Origin of the sequence: Staphylococcus sp. LKG3-1 (genome assembly GCF_048568385.1) — a bacterium.
Classification (GTDB): Bacteria; Bacillota; Bacilli; order Staphylococcales; family Staphylococcaceae; genus Staphylococcus; species Staphylococcus saprophyticus.
On sequence record NZ_CP183796.1, the window covers coordinates 1,766,854 to 1,785,330 of the forward strand.

General features: G+C 32.3%; 19 protein-coding genes. 5 read left to right on the plus strand and 14 right to left on the minus strand.

The genetic code is table 11. From position 1 onward, the window contains the following. Window positions 1-137 precede the first annotated feature (137 nt). The 3 genes from mqo to panB form a co-directional block, all read right to left on the minus strand. Window positions 138-1,625 carry a malate dehydrogenase (quinone) gene (mqo, locus tag ACM595_RS08800; protein ID WP_002482103.1) on the minus strand — a complete coding sequence of 496 codons (1,488 nt, stop codon included), beginning with the start codon at window positions 1,623-1,625 and terminating at the stop codon, window positions 138-140. A 249-nt stretch (window positions 1,626-1,874) separates the two neighbouring features. Next, entirely contained in the window at window positions 1,875-2,723 is an 849-nt protein-coding gene (gene panC, locus ACM595_RS08805; protein ID WP_002482102.1) for a pantoate--beta-alanine ligase, read from the minus strand. Beyond that, complete coding sequence (gene panB / locus ACM595_RS08810; protein ID WP_041079891.1) at window positions 2,720-3,532, minus strand: 3-methyl-2-oxobutanoate hydroxymethyltransferase; 813 nt, start codon at window positions 3,530-3,532, stop codon at window positions 2,720-2,722. Before panB ends, panC begins: the two co-directional genes overlap by 4 nt. 82 nt (window positions 3,533-3,614) lie before the next feature. Here panB and ACM595_RS08815 point away from each other — a divergent pair, with 82 nt between their 5' ends. Together ACM595_RS08815 and ACM595_RS08820 are read left to right on the plus strand one after the other, a co-directional pair. Next, window positions 3,615-4,472 carry an oxidoreductase gene (locus tag ACM595_RS08815; RefSeq protein ID WP_069826116.1) on the plus strand — a complete coding sequence of 286 codons (858 nt, stop codon included), beginning with the start codon at window positions 3,615-3,617 and terminating at the stop codon, window positions 4,470-4,472. 258 nt (window positions 4,473-4,730) lie between these two features. Then, on the plus strand, window positions 4,731-5,153 hold the full coding sequence (locus ACM595_RS08820; RefSeq protein ID WP_037537474.1) for a DUF2871 domain-containing protein: 423 nt from the start codon (window positions 4,731-4,733) through the stop codon (window positions 5,151-5,153). Window positions 5,154-5,200: 47 nt separating this feature from the next. Here ACM595_RS08820 and ACM595_RS08825 read toward each other — a convergent pair whose 3' ends face one another. From ACM595_RS08825 to ACM595_RS08840, 4 genes are all read right to left on the minus strand, one after another. Continuing rightward, window positions 5,201-5,944, minus strand: coding sequence for a sulfite exporter TauE/SafE family protein (locus tag ACM595_RS08825; protein ID WP_069826115.1), 744 nt, complete (start codon window positions 5,942-5,944; stop codon window positions 5,201-5,203). Window positions 5,945-6,365: 421 nt separating this feature from the next. Further along, window positions 6,366-7,169: a DUF418 domain-containing protein gene (locus tag ACM595_RS08830; protein WP_419744267.1), complete on the minus strand. Its 804-nt coding sequence runs from the start codon at window positions 7,167-7,169 to the stop codon at window positions 6,366-6,368. Window positions 7,170-7,225: 56 nt separating this feature from the next. After that, window positions 7,226-7,387 carry a hypothetical protein gene (locus ACM595_RS08835; RefSeq protein WP_002482096.1) on the minus strand — a complete coding sequence of 54 codons (162 nt, stop codon included), beginning with the start codon at window positions 7,385-7,387 and terminating at the stop codon, window positions 7,226-7,228. Between the two features lie 223 nt (window positions 7,388-7,610). Next, window positions 7,611-8,102: a helix-turn-helix domain-containing protein gene (locus ACM595_RS08840; protein ID WP_069826113.1), complete on the minus strand. Its 492-nt coding sequence runs from the start codon at window positions 8,100-8,102 to the stop codon at window positions 7,611-7,613. 35 nt (window positions 8,103-8,137) lie between these two features. Here ACM595_RS08840 and ACM595_RS08845 point away from each other — a divergent pair, with 35 nt between their 5' ends. After that, the gene (locus tag ACM595_RS08845; RefSeq protein WP_002482094.1) at window positions 8,138-8,254 is read left to right on the plus strand and encodes an FCD domain-containing protein; all 117 of its coding nucleotides are present in this window, start codon (window positions 8,138-8,140) and stop codon (window positions 8,252-8,254) included. Between the two features lie 258 nt (window positions 8,255-8,512). Beyond that, complete coding sequence (locus ACM595_RS08850) at window positions 8,513-9,439, plus strand: VOC family protein (RefSeq protein ID WP_069826112.1); 927 nt, start codon at window positions 8,513-8,515, stop codon at window positions 9,437-9,439. A 287-nt stretch (window positions 9,440-9,726) separates the two neighbouring features. Here the strand turns inward: ACM595_RS08850 and ACM595_RS08855 are convergent, their stop codons facing one another. The 3 genes from ACM595_RS08855 to nrdD all read right to left on the minus strand — a co-directional run bounded on the left by ACM595_RS08855 (window position 9,727) and on the right by nrdD (window position 13,248). Further along, a complete protein-coding gene (locus ACM595_RS08855; protein ID WP_037537469.1) occupies window positions 9,727-10,722 on the minus strand; it encodes a choloylglycine hydrolase family protein in 996 nt (331 codons plus the stop codon). Between the two features lie 142 nt (window positions 10,723-10,864). Then, the gene (gene nrdG / locus ACM595_RS08860; protein ID WP_002482091.1) at window positions 10,865-11,401 is read right to left on the minus strand and encodes an anaerobic ribonucleoside-triphosphate reductase activating protein; all 537 of its coding nucleotides are present in this window, start codon (window positions 11,399-11,401) and stop codon (window positions 10,865-10,867) included. Beyond that, complete coding sequence (gene nrdD / locus ACM595_RS08865; protein WP_041079887.1) at window positions 11,398-13,248, minus strand: anaerobic ribonucleoside-triphosphate reductase; 1,851 nt, start codon at window positions 13,246-13,248, stop codon at window positions 11,398-11,400. Before nrdD ends, nrdG begins: the two co-directional genes overlap by 4 nt. 200 nt (window positions 13,249-13,448) lie before the next feature. On the opposite strand from nrdD, the gene ACM595_RS08870 reads away from it, so the two are divergent. Next, window positions 13,449-13,766, plus strand: coding sequence for an antibiotic biosynthesis monooxygenase family protein (locus tag ACM595_RS08870; RefSeq protein ID WP_002482089.1), 318 nt, complete (start codon window positions 13,449-13,451; stop codon window positions 13,764-13,766). A gap of 121 nt (window positions 13,767-13,887) precedes the next feature. On the opposite strand, the gene ACM595_RS08875 is transcribed toward ACM595_RS08870, so the two are convergent. From ACM595_RS08875 to ACM595_RS08890, 4 genes are all read right to left on the minus strand, one after another. After that, window positions 13,888-14,811 carry an AEC family transporter gene (locus tag ACM595_RS08875; RefSeq protein ID WP_011302140.1) on the minus strand — a complete coding sequence of 308 codons (924 nt, stop codon included), beginning with the start codon at window positions 14,809-14,811 and terminating at the stop codon, window positions 13,888-13,890. Between the two features lie 725 nt (window positions 14,812-15,536). Then, window positions 15,537-16,163, minus strand: coding sequence for a DUF4064 domain-containing protein (locus ACM595_RS08880; RefSeq protein ID WP_048787496.1), 627 nt, complete (start codon window positions 16,161-16,163; stop codon window positions 15,537-15,539). 271 nt (window positions 16,164-16,434) lie between these two features. Next, window positions 16,435-16,887 carry a MarR family winged helix-turn-helix transcriptional regulator gene (locus ACM595_RS08885; protein WP_041079885.1) on the minus strand — a complete coding sequence of 151 codons (453 nt, stop codon included), beginning with the start codon at window positions 16,885-16,887 and terminating at the stop codon, window positions 16,435-16,437. 22 nt (window positions 16,888-16,909) lie between these two features. Beyond that, window positions 16,910-18,343 (minus strand): YhgE/Pip family protein, encoded by a 1,434-nt coding sequence (locus ACM595_RS08890; RefSeq protein WP_002482085.1) that lies wholly within the window; start codon window positions 18,341-18,343, stop codon window positions 16,910-16,912. Between the last annotated feature and the right edge of the window lie 134 nt (window positions 18,344-18,477).

The following is an 18,477-nucleotide window of genomic DNA, read 5'->3' on the forward strand; positions in this document are numbered from 1 at the left end:
TCCCCCTACATACTTTAATACTATGTAGGGAGATTTTTCTATATTGACTATTAGACCATGTGTTCATTTATAAATCTTTACTTCAGACCACAAAAAATCCCCTTGATGCCACAGCGCACCAAGGGGTATATTTTTGACTATTTATGATTTAATTCTAATTCAGCATTACTCGCTTGACGTATTTGTTTCAATAAAGCATAGTCCTCAATTAATGATTGACCATAAGATGGAATGATTTCTTTTAGTTTAGGCTCCCATTGTTTAAGTTGTTCTGGGAAGTTTTTCTCAATAACTTCTAAAGCAACTGACACTGATGTAGACGCACCAGGAGATTCACCTAATAAAGCAATCACAGAGTGATCTTTTGAATTAACTACTTCTGTACCAAATTGGATAAAGCCTCTGCCGTGTTCCTTAGTATCTTTTATAACCTGAACACGTTTACCTGCTTGCATAATATCCCAATCCTCATCTTTAGCATCTGGAACAAAGCGACGTAATTCTTTCATACGGTCTTCTTTTTTAGCTAACACTTCTTGGATTGAATATTTAATTAATGGGAAGTTCTTCGCTGCAGCTGATAACATCGTTATAACATTACTTGGATTGATAGATTTGAATAAATCTAAGTTTGAACCATTTTTCAGGAATTTTGGTCCAATTGCTGCGAATGGTCCAAATAGTAATGAATTTTCATCTTGAATATAACGTCTATCTAAGTGAGGTACAGTCATTGGTGGTGTACCTTCAGGTTCTTTACCATAAGCTTTAACTTCGTGCTTAGCTACAACTTCAGGATTATTACATACTAAGAATTCTCCCGTGATTGGGAAACCGCCTAAATGTTTACTTTCTGGTATACCTGTTTTTTGTAATAATGGAATCGCTGCACCGCCAGCTCCAATAAATAAGTAGTCTGTAATATGATGTTCTACTTTTTTCGTTTTAAGGTCTTTAATTTTAACTTCCCATTTACCATCTTTACGACGACTAAAATCTTGTACTTCATGACGATAGAAAAGTTCTGCATTGTCATGTTCACTTAAATTTTTAGCCATTTTTCTAGTCAATTCACCGAAGTTAACATCCGTACCTTCATCAATTTTACTAGCCGCTACGGTTTCATTTGGATCGCGACCTTCCATCATTAGTGGCATCCACTCTTTTAATTTTTCATGATCTTCTGTATATTCGATACCTTTAAACATTGATAAAGGAGATAATGCTTCAAAACGTCTTTTTAAAAAGTTTACGTTTTTATCACCTTGAACAAAGCTAATATGAGGTAATGGTCTAATAAAGGCTTGCGGATTTTGAATTTGTTTACTTTTCACTAAATGAGACCAAAATTGTTTTGAAATCTCGAATTGTTCATTAATTTCTTTCGCTTTTTCAACATCAATTGAACCATCTTTTTGCTCTACCGTGTAATTTAATTCACATAGTGCAGCATGTCCAGTACCTGCATTATGGCGTTCATTAGAACTTTCAATTGCAGGTTTGTCGAGTCTTTCAAAAAGTTTAATATTCCAATCTGGTGCAAGTTCTTTTAATAATGTCCCAAATGTCGTACTTAAAACACCAGCACCAATTAAAATAACGTCTTTAGAATTCTTTTCACTCACCTTTTTTCCACCTTTCGTATTTACTTTTCAATAAGTCATTTATAATAATTAATAGCGATGTATATTCATATAGTAACTATTTTACGTATAATTTATCTATACCCTATACTACGTATGATTATCATAAAACTATTTTCCTTGATAAGGATCTTCCATATTAATGATAAAACAACCATCCATAAATGTAAAATCTATATTGCAATACTATAAATCATACCATTTATATTTATTCAAGATTAAATAGCGTTATTATCCTTCTATAATAATATTATCAATTAAGCGCGCTTTACTAAATTTGACAGCGAGTGAAATAAAAATGCTGTCTTTGATTTGTGTTTGCTCGACAAGTTCTGGATAACTATATATTGCAACTGTTTCTATCGTTCCACTTGTGTGTTCTGTTAAGTAGTCCCGTGTCGCTTTGATAATTTTTTCGCTATTATGCTCTCCATTTTTATAAAGCGATTGTGCTAGACATAAACTTTTATACAGGTGCACCGCTTCTATACGTTCATTTTTAGTAAGATAGATATTACGCGAGCTTTTCGCTAATCCATCATCCTCTCTAACAATATCTACACCTTTGATTTCAATTGGATGATTGAAGTCCTCTACCATTTTTTCTACTATTGCCAACTGCTGTGCATCTTTTTTCCCAAAATATGCTTTATGCGGACGTACAATATTAAATAATTTATTAACAACCGTTACCACACCATCAAAATGTCCTGGACGTTCAGCACCTTCCAAAACGGATGCAAGTCGGCCTGCTTTTAATTCAATTGTCGGTAATTCTGGATACATTTCTTTAACTGTTGGATGAAAGATATAATCCACGCCTACAGATTCAGCTTTTGCAGTATCACCTACAATATCACGTGGGTAAGAATCTAAATCTTCGTTCGGACCAAACTGTAATGGATTGACAAATATACTAATAATCGTCACATCATTTTCTTTCGCTGATAATGACATCATTTTTAAATGTCCGTCATGCAATGCACCCATGGTAGGAATAAACCCAACTGAACGACGCTGATTATGAAGGTTTGCTATAATACTTCTCATTTCTTCTATTGTTGTAATTAACTGTGTCATTCTGTAACCTCATTCATAATTTGCTTTTTATAGGTATGGGCCTCACCAGGAAATTGTTCCGCTTTCACCTCATTGTTATATTGCTTTAATGCATCAATGCCCACTGAGAAATCACCAAATTGTTTAACAAATTTCGCTCTATGTTCTACAGCATAATTTAATAAATCATGATAAACCAATACTTGTCCGTCTGTTTCTTTTCCTGCTCCAATACCGATAACAGGAATATCTAGTTTATCTGATATTTCTGCTGCTAAATCGCTTGGGACTGCTTCAAGAACTAACATCACAGCGCCCGCTTGTTGCACAGCATAGGCATCTTCAATAAGTTGTCGTGCAGCTTCTTTATTACCAGCTTGCATTTTATATCCCATAATACCAACACTTTGTGGTGTTAATCCCAAATGAGACACAACTGGAATACCCATATTGCTACAATTTTTTATATATTGAGTTAAATGTGCACCTTCTGCTTTGATTCCATTGGCATCTGTTTCTTTATATAGTTTTACCGCTATTTCTAAATCATATTGATCATTGACACCTACTGCCCCGAAAGGTACATCCACGATCACATATGTATTAGGTGCACCTCTTCTAACTGCTTTTGTATGATGGATCATATCTGCTACTGTAACCTGAACTGTACTATCATAACCTAGTACCGTCATTCCTAATGAATCACCAACTAAAATGATGTCTATATCAGCCGCTTCGACTTGCTTCGCACTTGGATAATCATATGCTGTCACCATTGAAATTTTTTCTTTATTCACTTTTAAATCTTGTAACTGATTTAAAGTTTTCATTTAAAATCAACTCCACATTTTGATATATTTACATTGTTATCCATATATTAACCAATCTTTTTAGAAAAGGAAATAAAATAATATGAACAATGTCGCAATTATAGGTCCTGGTGCAGTAGGAAGTACCATTGCATTTGATTTAAGAGACGCCTCATTAAATGTACAATTACTTGGTCGCCGCAATGAAACGCTTCGGTATCATTCAAACAATGATCTTCACCCTACGTATCAACTAGATGTACGCGCACTTAATGAATATCATGAAACTGTAGACATCTTATTTATCGCTGTCAAAATCCCCCAACTGGATCCCGTTTTAACATCGTATCAACATTTATTACATAAAAATACGATAATTATCCTCGCACAAAATGGACACGGCCAATTACACAAATTTGATCATCCTTATGTATATCAAGCTGTCGTATATATTAGTGGCCAAAAAACAGGGAATACCATCACACATTATCGTGATCACAAATTAATATTAGACCAAAATGCACATACGCAAGCATTGCATCAATGTATATCCAATTCTTCTCTTAATATTGAACTTACCACTGATATCGATAAAGCTATTTGGTACAAGTTACTCGTAAACTTAGCAATTAATAGTGTTACAGCCTTAACTCGTTCTACTGCATCAGTATTAGAAGTACCAGGGATAAAAAAACTCTGTGAACAATTACTCTTAGAAAGCATTAACATCGCCAAAGCTGAACACGTACACTTTGAACCAAACATTGTAAATACAATACTTAATATTTATGATGGCTACCCTGCTGAAATGGGCACAAGCATGTACTATGATATAGTTGATGGCAGATCATTAGAAATTGATGGTATTCAAGGCTATCTATTCTATAAAGCAAGAAAACATCATTTAAATACACCTATTTTAGACACGATATACCACCTACTCCTTGCGCAACAAAAATAAATAATAGCACTTTTAATATTCAACTTTAATTAACATAAGCGAGACGGAACAAACCATTTGAAATGATTGTCCCATCTCGCTTTTGTTTCTTTAATAGGTACTCAGTCCTTAATACAAAGAACTCTGTAATGTATATAAGCAAAATGAAATGATATTAGATAAATATGACCTTTGTTATGTCTTTTTTCTAAATTGTTCATATTGTATTCATAAATTAACTTTATATTGTAATTATTAACAAATTGGAGGTACACATTTATGAAAAAATTAATGTACAGTTCTGCTTTTTATACTTTATTAGGTCTACTCAGTGGGCTATTTTACCGCGAAATGTCAAAAGCAGAAAACTTTAGCGGATACTCACAATTGAATATCACACATACGCATTTATTAGTATTAGGTACCATCATGTTCTTAATATTTATGATTATCGAATTTCAATTAAAGTTAACCGCAAACAGACAATTATTTAACTATTTCTTTTATATTTTCCATTTAGGTGTATTAATTACGGTTACAATGCAATTTATAAATGGCATCGCGGCTATGAAAGACTTTAATGTAAGTCCTGCTATCGCTGGCATTGCTGGGTTGGGTCATATTATGATTACGCTTGCTTTTATATTATTCTTTGTTTTATTAAATAAAAGAATCAATGCGTATACTGGTAAAAACGTATAATAATATATAATAAAACCTACTTTCGCTATGATGTGAAAGCAGATTTTTTAATGAGCAAAAATAAGTAACAATCCTAAAAATGCGATAAATAAATATAGCCATTTATCAAAATGATAATCTAATGTGTGGCGTTTGCAGTATTTACCAATTAACACTGAAATAAGTAAAAACGGACATGCTAAGAAAAATAAAGGTAATGTAGCACTTGTCCAAATATCACCTGTATCCCGTCCTATAACAACTAAAATGGCTGTTATTAAAAAATGAGCTTGTATGGTGCTGCTTAATGTTTTTACAGATAAGCCAGTTAAAGTACTATATATCACTACTGGCACACCATGTGAATTATAAAGACTGCCTAGCACACCAGAAATGATACCTGTTAGACCAGCCCATGCCTTTGATTTTAATATCATTTTGGTTTTATTTTTGAAATAAACCTTTCTCAAAAATGCATAAGTTCCATATGAAAATAAAAATAAACCAAGTAACCATTGAACCACACTTGTATTTACAAAATTTAAAATCCATATACCTAATGGAACCCCTAAAAAACTACCTATTAATAGTGCAGCTAATAACCTATATTCAATATTTTTAAAATCTAAAAAAATATTGAAACTCGCTACTAAAATGCCTGCTAAACCGATAACCGAAACGGAAGTATGTATATCTAAACCAATAAGTGTTAGCAACGGCATACTAACTAACGCTTCTCCAAATCCAAAGTATGTTCTTACTAAACCGCCTAAAAATATTGCAAATAGAATTAATACGCTAATTATATCCATATAAATCTCCCAATCATTAGCAAATACCAAGTATTAAAAACATTTTTAAATATGATTCTATTTCAATATAAAATATAACATTGTTTATTAGAACATTCACTAATCATTAAATATACGCTTAACAGGGAGTGGGACAGAAATCGAATTGTTTAATTGAGATGTCGTAGCCCTATCTATGCAATCAAGGCAAGGATGACTGGGATGGAAAAGATTTCTTGAGCTTAAGCTCATGCATAAGTGTCCTAGAATTTTTATGCAAAATACATAAGCTCTGGCTTATGCATACGAACTACTCATTTTCATAAATAGAAAAAGGAGTGCTTTAAAGCAGTGAGCCTTTTCATTTTCAATTCAGTTATCTACTGCCTAAATCAAAAAGCGTCTAAGACATCTATTTTTGTCCCAGACGCTTAATTGGTTATCACTTTATTATTTTAATCTTTTTCATATAGGTTGCCATTTTCCAAATGTATTCTAAAGGACCTAACTTAAAATATTTTAACCAATAGGTGCTAATCAATAATTGAAAAACATAAACACATACACATATCCATAGAGTGTCCACGTGCGTCCAGTGCTTCCCACTGAATATTGAAATCGCTAAATAAATTAACAATGTTTGTCCAATATAGTTTGTTAATGCCATGCTTCCATAATACTTTAATGGAGATAAAACCTTTCTAGCCCAAGAAATATTTAATAATAAAATAAGACTCGATGCATAAAATATACTCATAAACGGTGAGAAAATCGTAATCAAGTGATGATAGTGATCTACATTTTCAGCATAATGATTAATACTTACTTCCGATTTTTGTCGTAATAACTTAAAGTTCGGTACTACATACACATTCTCTAATAAGTACCAACCAATCGTTGAAATAATACCTGAAATCAAAGCAACGACTGACCATATTTTATATCTATTAAATTTAAAAATCATCCCAAATTGCGCACTAGCCAACCCTAAAATAAAATAAGGTAATGGTGTCAAAATTTTAGCATCAAGATATAAGACCATAATCAGTAATAGGATGCCAATAACTAGATTAATAAATTTATTAAGGTTAAAAAATAGTATCAACAATAATCCAAAAATTGAGTATACTACTAATGCTTCTCCTGGTTGAAGTTGCATATGAATCAATCCAAATATAGCTAGGATCAGAATACGGCGCAGATATATAAAATATTTATTTCCAGGTTTCTCTTCTGCTCTTTGCATAAAAATATAAAAACCAATACCAAATAAATATGAAAAAATAGAAAAAAACTTACTTTCTATAAAAAATCTAAAAATTTCTTATATGTTATATCTTGTGACGACTCAGGTATACCAATATTCGCAATGACTGCAATATTCACGAGCATAATACCTATCAAAGCGAATCCTCTCAAAAAATCTAATGTTTCAATTCTTGTGTTTATTTGATTTAAATTCATACTCCTTTTTTCTCTAATATAATAAATAGCCTTACTGCACAGTGCCTTATTTTAGCATTGTGATCTCACTCACCTCCTGCTTTTCACATGAAAAAAGGATGACAAATTTGTTATATAAAAAAACAGAAACATAAAATCTTTTATCGTTAGATTTCATATTTCTGCTCCCCATATATATTATTTTCTACCGTACCATTATATCTAGCACTAAATGCTTACTTTGTTATTTGTAATTAATCACCATAGAAATGAGTGTCATGTCTTCACCATGATTGGTGTAACTATGTGCGATATCGGACTTAAACCTCAAGGCATCTCCTTTACCTAAATCAATGACTTCGTTCTCTAAATGCATTTCTAATTGTCCATCTACAATAATAATTGATTCTTCCGAACCGGATAAGTGTGGTTCTGAGTCTAATGTCGCACCTGGATCTAATTCTACATAGAAAAACTCAAAAGATTTACTTTTTTCAAATGGAAAATAAGGGTACACACGATATTTCCCTTCATCTTCAGTTACCGGTACAACATCTTCTTTATTAACCTGAACATAATCTGACTCCGCTTCACTCATCAAACTACTAAAAGACAGTTTTAACCCGTTACTGATTTTCCAAACTGTATTAATAGAGGGAATGGTATTCCCCTTTTCAATCTCATTTAATGAAGATGTACTGACACCCATAAGTTTTGATAGTTTTTCCAAACTCATTTTATTTTTCTTTCTATTATTTATTTAGTCAAACCGTGATAAATAAGCGTAGACCAGGACTTATTGAAGAACATCGAGAAATTGTTACTGCGCTTTTTAACAGAGATATTGATTTAGCAGTATCCTTATTAGAATCACATTTAAAAAAATGATTTGGAATTCAGTCTATATTATTTAGACTTCAAAAATAATAAATAATATAAAAAAGTACGCGTCTCTATTTCTTCGAGATTCGTACTTTTTTATCATTCCACTGTCTTTTTCTTTAAATGTAATAAATTTGCAGCTTCACATGAATCCATTTATATTATTACTATTAGTATATTTTTTATACTTATTAAGTTTATTTTTGTTCTAAAAGGAAATGATTATAGCAATTATGATATAAATTGCTTTTGGAGGTCTCTTTTATGAATATTATCGGACATCATCATATTTCAATGTATACAAAAGGTGCACAAATCAATAAAAATTTTTACACACAGACATTAGGCCTACGCCTAGTTGAAAAATCTGTAAATCAAGATAATCCAACGATGTACCATTTATTTTATGGAGATGAAATCGGTACACCAGGGACATTGCTTAGCTTTTTCGAAATTCCAAATTTAGGTAAAAACCGTCCAGGTACGAACAGTATACATCGCGTATCACTACTCGTTCCCGATGAATCTGCATTGACTTACTTTGAACGTCGTTTAAATGAACAGCATATCACAACAAGACAAATGACTTATTTAAATCATCATGCGCTGTTATTCAAAGATATGGATGGTTTAGAAATATTATTACTTGCAAATAACCATCGCAACACACCTAACGCTTGGAGAAAAAATCCTTATACAGATATTCCAGAAGCATATCAAATTTTAGGTATGGGGCCAGTGGAACTGCGCTTACGCGACATTCAACCAACACTTCATTTTTTAAAAAATGACTTACGTTATTCGTTAAGAGAAAATGTAGATGAAACTGTATTGACATTAGATTCTGATGGGCTCTATACGGATTTTGTCTTAGTTGAAGAACAAGGTTCACGTGCTCGACCTGGACAAGGTTATGTGCATCATATTGCAGTCAATACGCCAAATGATTCAGATTTGTACGCTGTGTTAGATACAATCAATCATAACCCGGGAAATCATAGTGGCATCATTGATCGCTACTTTTTCAAATCCCTTTACTATCGCCATAATAACATTATGTTTGAATTTGCAACGGCAGCACCTGGTTTTACAGTAGATACAGCGATTAAAGATTTAGGTAAAAAACTGAACCTCCCCGATTTTATGGAAAATCAAAGAACAGAAATTGAAGAGAAATTACATGATTTATAAAGAAGGATGAAAATAACAATCTTAAAAATAAATGCATTAGGTGTTTTGATTTAGATAACATATTTCAAATATATTTAATGCACTTACGTTACACCCTATTTAAATTGTTGTTCAATTTTTTCATCTAAAACTTGAATGATTGCATTCCAAAATCTGACTATTTAATCCCACATCTACCTATTACTTTCAAAAATAAAACGGTGCCAAGAATCCTAAATTAGAAATAGGTTCTCGGCACCGCTTCTGTCTATCATGAAATTTAATTCACGAGACCATTTTATTCATATTTATGAAGATGTATGATTCAATTTATTTGTTACAAATCCTTGGACTGGTTCAAATATTGTCATGTCTTCTTTTAAAATCAAATCTTCTGTTAATTGTAATTCGGTAATTTGATTTGTGTCATACCACTTGAGGTACATTGTGCGAGTTGTTAAATTAAATACCGTTTGATATAACGTATAATGCATATCGCCGTTTTCATCTAAGACAGCGCCTTTAGGTATACTCACACTATCTAATAATTTAAAAGCATCCATCACATCGTATTCTGGATCTTCACTTCCAATTAAATAATTTTTCAAATAAGCTGTTTTAATGAATCGTTCCGGTGACGTATAACCACCAGGCAATCCATAAGTACCACCTTCATTGCCTAAAGAGCCTAATGATTGGCCCATGACATTTTTAGCTTCGGGTTTATGCGGTGTGACAGCTGTATAATTTCTTAAATTCTCATAATGCCAATTTAAATCTGGATTATTTGTCAAAACACCGATTGGATTCTCGTTAATTACAATTTTCCCATCCTGGAAAGTAAGTTCAACTGAACGACCTGTATCATCTGTAATATGATAATGTAATGGTGGGACTTCAGCAATATCATTAAGCACGTGTGCGACAACATTTACTTGCTTACCATTTTCAATCAAGTCATCAATATTTTTATTATAGCCAAGCACCCATGTAATCACTTCATTTTGAGCGATATTCATATATCCTTTACGCACTTCTGTCGCATATGAAGCATAGCCTCTAAAATACTGTATCGATACACCTACACCATGCTCATTTAACCCATCACCAAATAAGAATCCTTCCATGTCACTTCCTGCACCAATGAAGCCATATTGTGTTTTACCTTTATATTCGACACGCGATTCCCAATAGAAATGACGTGGTTGTACTGCAGGTTGACCCTCTAAGTGATAAACAAAGTCCATTGTTCGACCAAGTATCGCCTGCTTACTTTTTGATAAAAATGAAAATCCTGTACACATACATTATCTACTCCTTTACATTATGATGACTTATATTTTGATGATTCATAATTGTTTTGTTTGGATATCTATTTTACAACCAATTCACGCTTATTTCATCTAACTTACATTAATGCCTTTGAGCAAATCATGTATATTATAATTAACTTTTGATATACTCACACACCCTGCGCCTTTGCAATGATGCTTGAACATCGATCACGCGTTGATTCATTGAGCCTTTATACGGTAAATTAGGTCTATATAAATGATTAATAAATGGACCATCTACTAAGACGTCAATGAGCTCAAGCAATGTCTTTCTTTCTGCTGAATCTCGCTCTAAATATTCAAATAAAAAACCAGTCCATACCCATAATGATTTGGTATTTCCAAAACGTTTTCTAAAAGTTTGAGCACACTTCAAAGTGATATCTACATTACAAAAAGGTTCGCCACCAAGGATACTGAGTCCTGAAATATAATTTGGCGCACAGTATGCCATAATTTCTTCTAATGTGTCTTCATGAAATGGCTCACCGTATTTAAAATTTTGAGCCACTTTATTATAACAATTTTCACAGGCAAATGGGCAACCTGAAACATATAGACTGCAACGCACACCTTCACCATCTACAAAGCTTTGTGCTTCTATTTTAGCGATATGGCCTTGCCCATGTCTTATTTTTAAAATATTCATACTGATGCATCTTTCAAATGTTTAACGCGCGCGCACATTTCTTTATGGCGACCTTCTATCGTAGGGCGTTGAACAGGATTGCCTAAATAGCCACACGTACGTTTAACCACATCTACCGACTTAGGATCATCATTGCCACATTGCGGACACTGATAGCCTTTTGCAGTTGTTTTAAAATCTCCGTCAAATCCACATTTTCTGCAATGGTCAATTGGGATATTTGTGCCTAAATAACTTACTTTATCGTAAGCATAATCCCAAACCGCTTCTAATGCCTTTAAATTATGATTTAATTTCGGGTACTCGCAATAATGGATATAACCACCACTCGCATATTCTGGATAATCTTTTTCAAAATCAATTTTCTCAAAAGGCGTCACATCTTTTCTAACATCATAATGGAATGAATTTTGATAATAACCTTTATCTGTGATATCAGCTATTTCTCCAAATTGTTCACGATCTAGTCGACAAAAACGATCCGTTAAGGATTCACTTGGTGTGCTATAGATACTAAACCAAATATCGTATTGCTCTGTCCATTTTAACTGATATGCTTTCATGGATTTTAATATATCTAATGTAAATGCTTTGGCTTTAGATAAACGTTCCCAATGAGGCCCATAAAATACCGTTGCCGCTTCATATAGCCCAATATATCCTATAGACAAAGTTGCACGTTGCCCTTTAAATAATGTCATAATGTCATCTGTTTCTTTTAATCTGTGTTTAAATGCCCCGTTTTGATATAAAATCGGTGCATTCTCTGGCGTAGCTTGTGCAATACGTTCAATTCGATAAACCAGTGCATCGTGCATTATGGCCATACGCTGATGAAATATTTTCCAAAAAGCTTCCATGTCACCTTTTGATTCCAGAGCAATCCTTGGTACATTCAGTGTTACCACACCTAGATTACAGCGGCCATTATTCTCATAATGACCGTCTTTATCTTTCCATGCAGGTAAAAATGATCGGCAACCCATAGGTGCTTTAAAATCTCCTAATAGTTCCACTGTTTTATCATAGTTTAATATATCTGGATACATGCGTTTAGTTGAACATTCTAAAGCGAGCTGCTTAATGTCATAATTAGGATCTGACTCATTTAAATTAACACCTCTTTTAATTGAAAAAACTAATTTAGGAAAAATTGCAGTAATTCGGTCTTTACCTAACCCTTTAATTCTAGTAGATAATATCGCTTCTTGAATCTTGCGGCTATATCGATCAGTTCCTAATCCAAAGCCGAGTGTAACAAAAGGTGTCTGCCCATTCGAAGTGTATAGCGTATTGATTTCATACTCGAGACTCTCAATGGCATCCCCAATGTCTTGCGTTACTCGCTCATCTACATATGTATCAATGACTGACTCATGTACAAATTTTTCTGCAATTTGTCGATGTTTCATTTCATTAAATTTTGCGTATTTACTCAACAATTCATCAACGCGATCTATTGTACAGCCGCCGTATTGACTACTAGACACATTAGCAATAATTTGTACTAATTGTGCTGATGCAGTCTGTATAGATTTCGGTGACGTTACGGTCGCATTACCTATTTGAAAGCCATGTGACAACATACTTTCTGCATCAATTAAACAACAATTCGTGAGTGGTTGGAATGGATGATAGTCTAAATCATGAAAATGAATGTCTCCTGCTTCATGGGCTTGAGCGACATGCTTAGGTAATAAATAATCCAAAGCATACGACTTAGACACTACACCTGCTGTTAAATCTCTCATAGTCGAAAATGTAGCACTATCCTTATTAGCATTTTCATTAACTACAGTTGGATCTTTCGTAATGAGATGCTTTAAATTTTTTTCAAGTTTGTTCATATTAACCCTCATTTCTATATATAGTATATACATTAAATATAAAACACTATATATTGTGTTTCAAATCTGAAGATAGACATTAACAAATTCGTCAAAAGTTTATTAACACTTTGTGAATTTTATTTTGAAATTTTCATTAGAGCGAAAAATTTATTAGTGCTAAAATAATATATGTATTTAATTTATAAGGAGGGATTGTAATGTTTGTAGCAGAAGTTGCTTTTTCGACTAACAAGGAAAATGAACAACAACTATATAATAAAGTAAAGAAAACACAATCCGAGTTGCATAATGTGGCTGGTTTAAAATCATCAGAAGTGTGGACAAAATCTAAATCAGATGATGTTGAATATGTTGTTGTAAGTAAATGGGATGAGAAAAAAGATTTTCAAAATTGGGTTGCTAGACCTTCTCATGTTGAAGAGCATAAGGCAATGCATAAAAAATCTAAAAATGATGAAGCTGACAAGCCACCTTTTCAAAAGACATTACGTCAATATACAGTAGTAGAATTTTAAATACTTGAATCATATAATAAAATCAAAGGTGAACATAAGTGACTTAAAATCATAATTTAATCACTTATATTCACCTTTTTTTAATTTCATGAGCAAGCACATCATGATATAGCTGCTCCTATTAAAATAATATTTTAGACATGTATATCACGATGACAACTGTAATGGCACTTAATAAAGTAGATAAAAAGACAAGTTCTGCTGCTAATTCAGGATGATTATCATATTCTTGTGCGATAACTGAACTATTTACAGACGTTGGCATTGCTGATGCGATGAATAATGTTTGAGCTATGATGCCCTCTATCCCCATGATTTTGATAATAACAAGGGCAATCAAGGGCCCTATAATCAATCTTATAAAAACATACGCATAGGATTTGGACCACTTCAAACTAAATTTGATATTAGATATTTGAGCACCTAGCATTAATAACGCAATCGCAATCATAGCATCGGCAACATAATTCGCTGGTGTCCAAATAAATTCAGGAATAGGTATATGATTGTAATTTAATATAATTGCTAGTAATAATGCATATAACACAGGCATTTTAAAATAACCTAAAAGTGCCTTTAACTTTCCTATATGTAAAGATTGAATCGCAAATACACCATAAGAAAACGTGAATATGTTCTGCAAAGATAACACAATAACTTGAACAGACATTGCTAATGGATCACCTTTGAAAACTAAATCATTTACTGGGACACCGTAGTTGCCCGAATTAAAGAACATCAGACTGTTTGTAAGCGTTGTTGTCTCCCCTTTATCCGTTTTACGGAACATAGACAATAACTTACCAATAAGAAATAGTACAAACATATAGATTACGAAGAAAATGATAATGTAAAACAATAAACTTAACGCAAAATGCGTCTTGTAAAATTTCACAAAAATAAATCCCGGCACAAAGACATAGATATTAAGTTTGGCCAATGTATTTAAATCTAATGTAAATTTCTTTTGCAGTATGTATCCTAAAAATATCATGATAAAAATAGGTAAAAGTACAGTCTGTAGTATATATAACATTTCACTCATAAGCATCCCCCTTTGTTGCGCTTTAGTTATTTATGATTGAAGTTGCATTTTATAACTTTGCTATTTAACCTATATTACTATTAATCATATCAGAATATTAATCGTTTGACTTTAACCATTAATTTAAAATCATTATGTTTCACGTTAAACATTTTATGCATCTCAATAACATCATCCTTATGCCATATCTTAATTTTTTAAACTGCTATAATTTTTCAGTTCACAAGAAAAAAGACCGAAACATCTTTATATGTCTCGGCCTAATTAACCCTAAAATCGTACTACGCTATAAAACGACTTTTCCATTCCTACAGACTAATCATCCTTTTTGCGTAGGCACTATGAAATCTTTCTTTGGAAATTCGATTTTTACTTATATGTGTTCTTACGTTATATACACAAAAAGCTGCATAAGCTTTTCACTCTGATAACAATTATTTATCTTTCTTTTTATTACGATTTCTTTTTCTTTCTTCCAATATGGACATAGTAATAAAACCAACCACCAAAACAGGCAATAGCATGCCTAATGCCATCATCATCTTTCTCACCCCATTTTAATATTTAACTACTTTTAATCTCATTTTATTAAAATATATCACAATTTTTCTAAGTTTATATACATAATTGCTTTAAACATTAGTTTGCAATCGATGTATTATAAAATAGACTAGGCTACATTTAGTAGCCAGTCTATTTAGATATACAAATTAACAAAGTATCATTTAATACTTATAAGGATCTTCTTTCACTTTTTTTGATCTTTCATCTAAATCATCTAAGTTATCTAAATCCGTTTTATTATCATCTTTAGATTGTGAGTAAGCATCCTTTATTGTCTCTTGCTCATTTTCTTTTTGCTCTTCAGATAAAATAAATGAGTTATTACGCTCATTCACTTGAGATCCATCTTTAATATATGGATTTACATCGTCATCTTCTTCTTTGTCATAAATTGGTTCTTTCGGCTTTCTCACTAACAACATGATACCTGCAACAAGCCATAAAACCGCATTTATCCAATTTCCTAAGAATGAAATCACACCAGCGATAATTAATAAAACGCCTGCCACTTTTGCCTTTTTGCTAATTAAAAATACTGCTATAAGCGCTATGATTAATAGTATAATACCTAAGACTAAACCAGTAGTCAAAAGACCACTAAAAGTGCTAAATATCGTATTTCCGTCTTCATACGTGAAACTACTATCTTCTTGCATCATTTGACTAATGAATGCTTCTTTGACCTCGCCGTTACCCATCATAGGTATTAGAACAGCCATTAGTACAACACCAAGTATTTGTAAGACGATACCAATCCACGTCAGTACACGTTCTATTGTTCTTTTCATAACAATATACCTCCTGTAATTTTTAAAATAAATTTATTAGGACAATAATCTTTACCTACAATCTTTTTAAAAATATTTAATTATACAGTAATTATACTAATTGTTAATATTGAAGTACATTTTTTACAAATAATAATGTTCGCTGAATTACGTATGTCTTATATTTTCATAAAAAATGTTAAATAAAAAGTGCCAATATCCTATAGAATCGAATTGGCACTTTTTATATTATAATTCGCACATTTGTAAATGCCACAAGTACATCTATTAACTACTTATGTGCTTTAAACGCAATATCGATATGCGTAAGTTGCTCAACGAAATGATGTACTTCTTCGGCAGTAAATTTATTACCTAGTCGATCTTTTACTGCTTCGGTCATCACTGCAGTCGCTCTCTGTAAAAATGTTTCACCTTCGTCACTTAACATAATCAGTTTAATACGTTTATTATCTGAATAAGCGCGTTGTACATAGCCCATTTCTTCTAATTTTGCGATGCGTTTAGAAGCAGCAGTTTTAAAAATATTTTGTAAACCCGCTAATTCATTAATTGTTACTTTGCCTTCATTTTTTATAATTCTCATCGCATCAATTTGTTCTCTTGAAAGTAAATTACTTAAACCTGTCTCTTTAACAATTTCAACTATCTCTTTATTTAAATGCAACATAACTATCTGAAATTTCGTAATTGCTTCTTCAATTGTTTTATCTACGTTTTCCAAATAAGTCACCTCCGTATTGCACTTATTTAAATTCTATTGAAAATGGTACACGTTGTCTTTTGTTAAACCATAGTAATACTAAATATTGTAAAATCATCATTATGACAATAATACCAACGAGCAATGCTACTACAAATCCAAAGTTAAAGTGTCCTGCATTTGTAAAGATGGCTTCTCTATAACCCTGTATCGCATATGACATTGGAGAGAATGGGTGAATCCATCTAAAGAATTGTGCTGATAACTCTATTGGGAACATACCTTCACTCGCACTTAATTGTAATATGAGTAAAACCATAGATATGAATAGACCAATTCGATCTAATAATAAACTTAAGAATGTCGTAATAGTAATTGCTGCAATTGCCCATAGCAATCCGACTAAGATAAATTTACCAATGTTATCTATAGACATATTAAGTGCAAATATCGCCCAACTACTCATCAATAACGCAGATACCGCACCTTGTACGAGATACAATAATAACTTACCGAATGCTTGTTTTAGTGATGTAACATCTTTAGTTAACATTTTTCTCAGTGGGTATATTGCACTAAATGACACAGCACCTACAAATAAACTAACACTCGCCATATAAGGCACGATTGTTTCACCATATTTATCGGCTTCTGTAGCATTATTTTCATTTACTTTCGTTACATTATTTAACGCTTTTTCATTGTCACCTTCAAAAGCAACGCCGTCTTGTTGCTCTACAGATTGGTCTATTTGCGCTTTTAATTGATCATTATTTTGTTGCAATTGATTAAGTCCATCTGTGACTTGTTGATTGCCTGAAATTAATTGCTGTGCAGGTTGTCCTACTGTTGGTGCTAATTGTTTCAATCCATCCGTTACTTGCTGATTACCATCAATCAATTGTGATTCTGCATCAGACATGTCACCTAATGCATTTGAAGTATCCTTGAATCCAGATTGTGATTTTTTAGCACTAGCAAATAATTGATCTAAATAATTGGTACGAATATTATCCTTAATTGAATTTGTTACCGTATTAATTGCTTTTTGTGCTGATTGACTACCAGTATAACTAGACCCTGGATTGACTTGTGTTTCAATATTTATTTTTTTAGGATTTTTATCTAATAATGTCGTAGCGTTACTAGAGGCATCTTTAGGTATAATGATAGTTCCTACACTTTTACCTTTTTCTAATTGATTAAATGCCTCTTTTTTTGAAACTTCTTGAAAATCAAATTTATCGTTATCTTTTAATTTGTCGACAACATCATCACCTATTGTAACCTTTTCACCATTTAGCTTTGCACTTTGATCTTGGTTTACAATTGAAATTTTCAATTGATCTGTCTTATCATATGGGCTCCACATAGAACCTACGAATAAAGCAACATATAATAGCGGGATAGCTGCTATTGCAATAAGTGCTATGATTAACATTTTATTTCTGAAAATAAATTTAAATTCATTAAACATTTTCTTCTACCTTCCTATTTTTAAATTGTACACCTTGTGTACTATTAGGTTAAAATTAAACCCAAGAACGCATGAAATCCACCTTAGGCTATTGTTTACTATTCAAATTGATGAGGGATAGATCATATCTTTTG